At 50.3% G+C, this 5,272-nt stretch carries 3 rRNA genes; all 3 read right to left on the bottom strand.

Annotated elements, in window-relative coordinates:
* Positions 1-20: 20 nt before the first annotated feature.
* A 5S ribosomal RNA gene (rrf, locus tag B9N89_RS31010) occupies positions 21-135 on the bottom strand.
* Between the two features lie 243 nt (positions 136-378).
* A 23S ribosomal RNA gene (locus B9N89_RS31005) occupies positions 379-3,287 on the bottom strand.
* 298 nt (positions 3,288-3,585) lie between these two features.
* Positions 3,586-5,119: ribosomal RNA gene (locus B9N89_RS31000) — 16S ribosomal RNA — on the bottom strand.
* Together the 16S, 23S and 5S rRNA genes form the textbook arrangement of a ribosomal RNA operon.
* Between the last annotated feature and the right edge of the window lie 153 nt (positions 5,120-5,272).

The raw sequence follows: 5,272 nt of genomic DNA, 5'->3' as shown, positions 1-5,272 counted from the left end.
CAGAGGGTTTTTATATTTTTAGGCTGCGTCGAGCTACTCTCCCACTCTTATTAGAGCAGTACCATTGCCGCTGAGGAGCTTAGCTTCCGAGTTCGGGATGGGATCGGGCGTTTCCTCCTCGCCATTGACACAGCCAAATCTAGTTTTGGCTAAATGACGATAATCCTGCGTTGCTTCGTCGTCGGAGAAATCCTCACGACCCATGGGTCGCTGCGGTTTATCCGCTCCTTGCGCCTTGTCTTATCGCCATTTGGCCTAAAACTAGGATGCAGGACTATATTGAATAAGTGATGTAGATCAAAAGTATCGTTGAATCAAGTTACTTTTTTGATTTTTCTTTCGATGCTTGATGAATTCAAGTAAGGAGAGAAAGTGTCGTAAAATAAGCCTCACGATCGGTTAGTACTGGTCAGCTCCATACATTACTGTACTTCCACATCCAGCCTATCAACGTCCTAGTCTAGAACGGATCTTCAGAGGTAAACCTAGGGAAATCTAATCTTGAGGTGGGCTTCCCACTTAGATGCTTTCAGCGGTTATCCCATCCGAACATAGCTACCCTGCGGTGCCGCTGGCGCGACAACAGGTACACCATTGGTTCGTCCAACCCGGTCCTCTCGTACTAAGGTCAGCTCCTCTCAAATTTCCTGCGCCCACAGCAGATAGGGACCGAACTGTCTCACGACGTTCTGAACCCAGCTCGCGTACCACTTTAATTGGCGAACAGCCAAACCCTTGGGACCTGCTTCAGCCCCAGGATGTGATGAGCCGACATCGAGGTGCCAAACACCGCCGTCGATGTGAACTCTTGGGCGGTATCAGCCTGTTATCCCCGGAGTACCTTTTATCCGTTGAGCGATGGCCCTTCCATGCGGAACCACCGGATCACTAAGCCCTACTTTCGTACCTGCTCGACCTGTCGGTCTCGCAGTTAAGCTCCCTTATGCCTTTGCACTCTTCGACCGGTTTCCATTCGGTCTGAGGGAACCTTTGGGCGCCTCCGTTACTGTTTGGGAGGCGACCGCCCCAGTCAAACTACCCACCAGGCATTGTTCCTAGCCCAGATAATGGGCCGAGGTTAGGCAATCAGAATTATCAGGGTGGTATTTCAAGGATGACTCCCCTAAGACTGGCGCCCTAGGTTCAAAGTCTCCCACCTATCCTACACAAACAATTCCAATTACCAATGCCAAGCTGTAGTAAAGGTTCACGGGGTCTTTCCGTCTTGCTGCGGGTACCGGGCATCTTCACCCGGTTTTCAAATTCGCTGAGCACAAGGCCGAGACAGCGGGGAAGTCGTTACGCCATTCGTGCAGGTCGGAACTTACCCGACAAGGAATTTCGCTACCTTAGGACCGTTATAGTTACGGCCGCCGTTTACTGGGGCTTCAATTCGATGCTTCGCTAATGCTAACACCTCCTTTTAACCTTCCAGCACCGGGCAGGCGTCACACCCTATACATCATCTTGCGATTTAGCAGAGTGCTATGTTTTTGATAAACAGTCGCTACCCCCTCTTCTCTGCAACCTCACTACGCTTCAGGAGCAAGTCCTTACACGCTGGAGGCATACCTTATCCCGAAGTTACGGTATCAATTTGCCGAGTTCCTTAGCCTTGTTTCACTCAATCGCCTTAGTATTCTCTACCTGTCCACCTGAGTTGGTTTAGAGTACGGTTTCTATGTTTCAACGTTTAGCGGCTTTTCTTGTGAGCATGGGATTACTGCCTTCCGGTCCGAGGACCACCTCATCACCTCTCAGCCTTAGCGCTCCGGATTTTCCAAAAGCACCAGCCTACGGGCTTGAACTGGGATATCCATCACCCAGCGCAGCTACCCTTCTCCACCCCCGCATCACTCCGCATAGAAGTACAGGAATATTAACCTGTTATCCATCGATTACGCCTTTCGGCCTCACCTTAGGTGCCGACTAACCCTGGGAGGATTACCCTGGCCCAGGAAACCTTGGACTTCCGGCGGGAGAGTTTCTCACTCTCCTTATCGCTACTTATGCTAGCATGAGCTCTTGAAGGACCTCCAGCACCCCTCGCGGTGTACCTTCACAGGCGACTTCAATACTCGTCTACCATCCTTTCGGATCCATAGCTTCGGTGCAACACTTAGCCCCGTTACATCTTCCGCGCAGGAGCACTTGACCAGTGAGCTGTTACGCTTTCTTTAAAGGGTGGCTGCTTCTAAGCCAACCTCCTGGCTGTCTACGCACTCCCACAACGTTTTCCACTTAGTGTTGTCTTGGGGACCTTAGCTGATGGTCTGGGCTCTTTCCCTCTCGACTACGGACCTTCTCACCCGCAGTCTGACTGCCTAGTTTAGCTGTAATGGTATTCGGAGTTTGAGTGGGTTTGGTAATCTTGTGGGACCCCTAGCCCAATCAGTGCTCTACCCCCATTAAGGAACACTAGACGCTATACCTAAATATATTTCGACGAGAACCAGCTATCACTGAGTTTGATTAGCCTTTCACCCCTATCCACAGGTCATCCCAGAATTTTTCAACATTCAAGGGTTCGGTCCTCCACTAGGAATTACCCCAGCTTCAACCTGCCCATGGATAGATCACTCAGTTTCGGGTCTAACGCTACTGACTGTACGCCCTATTAAGACTCGCTTTCGCTGTGACTTCGGCCCTGAAGGCCTTAATCTTGCCGGCAACGTTAACTCGCTAGCTCATTATGCAAAAGGCACGCCGTCACTTTCGCTCCGACTGCTTGTAAGCGCTCGGTTTCAGGATCTATTTCACTCCCCTCAACGGGGTTCTTTTCACCTTTCCCTCACGGTACTGATTCACTATCGGTCACCAAGTAGTATTTAGCCTTAGAAGATGGTCCTCCTAGATTCAGACAGGGTTACACGTGTCCCGCCCTACTCAGGAACAGCTCAAATGCTTCAGACTTTCACATACGGGACTATCACCCTCTATGGTGAGCCTTTCCAGACTCTTTTGTTAGTCGTTCACATCGTAAGAGCTGCCCTACAACCCCATGGTGCAAGCACCATGGTTTAGGCTCTTCCGCGTTCGCTCGCCGCTACTAGCGGAATCTCAATTGATTTCTATTCCTCCGGGTACTGAGATGTTTCAGTTCCCCGGGTTAGCCACGTTAGCCTATGAATTCAGCTAACGTTACTGCCGAAGCAGTGGGTTTCCCCATTCAGAGATCTCCGGATCAAAGCTTGCTAAGCAGCTCCCCGAAGCATATCGCAGCTTGCCACGTCTTTCATCGCCTCTTGGTGCCAAGGCATCCACCGAACGCCCTTAGTAGCTTACCTCTACGTCACTCTCTCCCTACTTGAACGCATCAAGAAAAGGGATTGAACAAAGTAACTTTTGCGATTGAGATTCAACGATTTGAATCTACAAATTTGAGAATTGGTTTTCTCAATAGAAATTTGATTTTCTATCACTTATTCAATTGTCAAAGAGCATTGAGCAAAAAAAATCATCTTAGCGATGATCTAATTCTCTCAAAGCTGAACAGCTTCAGACGCGAATCACAAACTTCAACGTAGTATCGAGGTTTAACCTAGGACTAGCTCTCTGTTACCAGAGTTAGCTGAATTTCCTTAGAAAGGAGGTGATCCAGCCGCAGGTTCCCCTACGGCTACCTTGTTACGACTTCACCCCAATCACGGCCTCAACCTTGGTAAGCTGCCTCCGAAGTTAGCTCACTCACTTCTGGTTAAGACCACTTTCGTGGTGTGACGGGCGGTGTGTACAAGGCCCGGGAACGTATTCACCGGAGCGTGCTGATCTCCGATTACTAGCGATTCCAACTTCATGGAGTCGAGTTGCAGACTCCAATCCGGACTGAGACAGTGTTTTACAGGTTAGCTTGACCTCACGGTTTCGCAACTGTTTGTTTCTGCCATTGTAGTACGTGTGTAGCCCTGGCCGTAAGAGCCATGAGGACTTGACGTCATCCCCGCCTTCCTCCGGTTTGACACCGGCAGTCTCCCTAGAGTCCCCAACTTAATGCTGGTAACTAAGGATAGGGGTTGCGCTCGTTGCCGGACTTAACCGAACATTTCACAACACGAGCTGACGACAGCCATGCAGCATCTGTCACCGGGTCTCCGAAGAGAACACCTCATCTCTGAGGTTGTCCCGGGATGTCAAGGCCAGGTAAGGTTCTGCGCGTTGCTTCGAATTAAACCACATACTCCACCGCTTGTGCGGGCCCCCGTCAATTCCTTTGAGTTTTAGCCTTGCGACCGTACTCCCCAGGCGGGATACTTAATGTGTGAACTGCGGCACTCAGGGGGTTAACTCCCCAAACGCCTAGTATCCATCGTTTACGGTGTGGACTACCAGGGTATCTAATCCTGTTTGCTCCCCACACTTTCGCTCCTCAGCGTCAATACACTGCCAGGTAGGCGCCTTCGCCTCTGGTGTTCCTCCTAATCTCTACGAATTTCACTTCTCCACTAGGAATTCCCCCACCCTCTCAGGTATTCAAGAAAATCGGTTTCAACTGCAATTCCAAGGTTGAGCCCTGGGCTTTCACAATTGACCTGATCTCCCGCCTACGAGCGCTTTACGCCCAGTAATTCCGAACAACGCTTGCACCTTTCGTATTACCGCGGCTGCTGGCACGAAATTAGCCGGTGCTTCTTATGCAGATACCGTCAGACGTCTAGCCTATTTGACTAAACGCCCTTCTTCTCTGCCGAAAGGGCTTTACGACCCAAGAGCCTTCTTCACCCACGCGGCGTTGCTGCATCAGGCTTGCGCCCATTGTGCAATATTCCCCACTGCTGCCTCCCGTAGGAGTCTGGACCGTGTCTCAGTTCCAGTGTGGCTGATCATCCTCTCAGACCAGCTACGCATCGTCGCCTTGGTGAGCCATTACCTCACCAACTAGCTAATGCGACATGGGCCAATCTTCAGGCCGTAGCTTACAAGTAGAGGCCTCGTTTACTCCGAAGAGACCATGCGGTATTAGCAGTCGTTTCCAACTGTTATCCCCCACCTGAAGGTATGTTCCCATGCATTACTCACCCGTGCGCCACTCTACTCACCCCGAAGGGCTTTCTCGTTCGACTTGCATGTGTTAGGCACGCCGCCAGCGTTCGTTCTGAGCCAGGATCAAACTCTAACGTTTAAAATCTTGACTAGATTTAACTAGCTTACTTTTCTTTTTGTTGTCATCTCTCAGCAAAGCCTCCAGATGACAGGATGATGATTGCTCATCATTCCTCGAAATTGACGTTTGTAATTCTTTTGCGTCTTTAGCTATTCAGTTTTCAAAGAACTT

This window comes from Pseudobacteriovorax antillogorgiicola (assembly GCF_900177345.1).
Classification (GTDB): Bacteria; Bdellovibrionota_B; Oligoflexia; order Oligoflexales; family Oligoflexaceae; genus Pseudobacteriovorax; species Pseudobacteriovorax antillogorgiicola.
The sequence above is the reverse complement of the archived record's forward strand: the minus strand, read 5'-3'. Positions and strand labels throughout refer to the sequence as shown.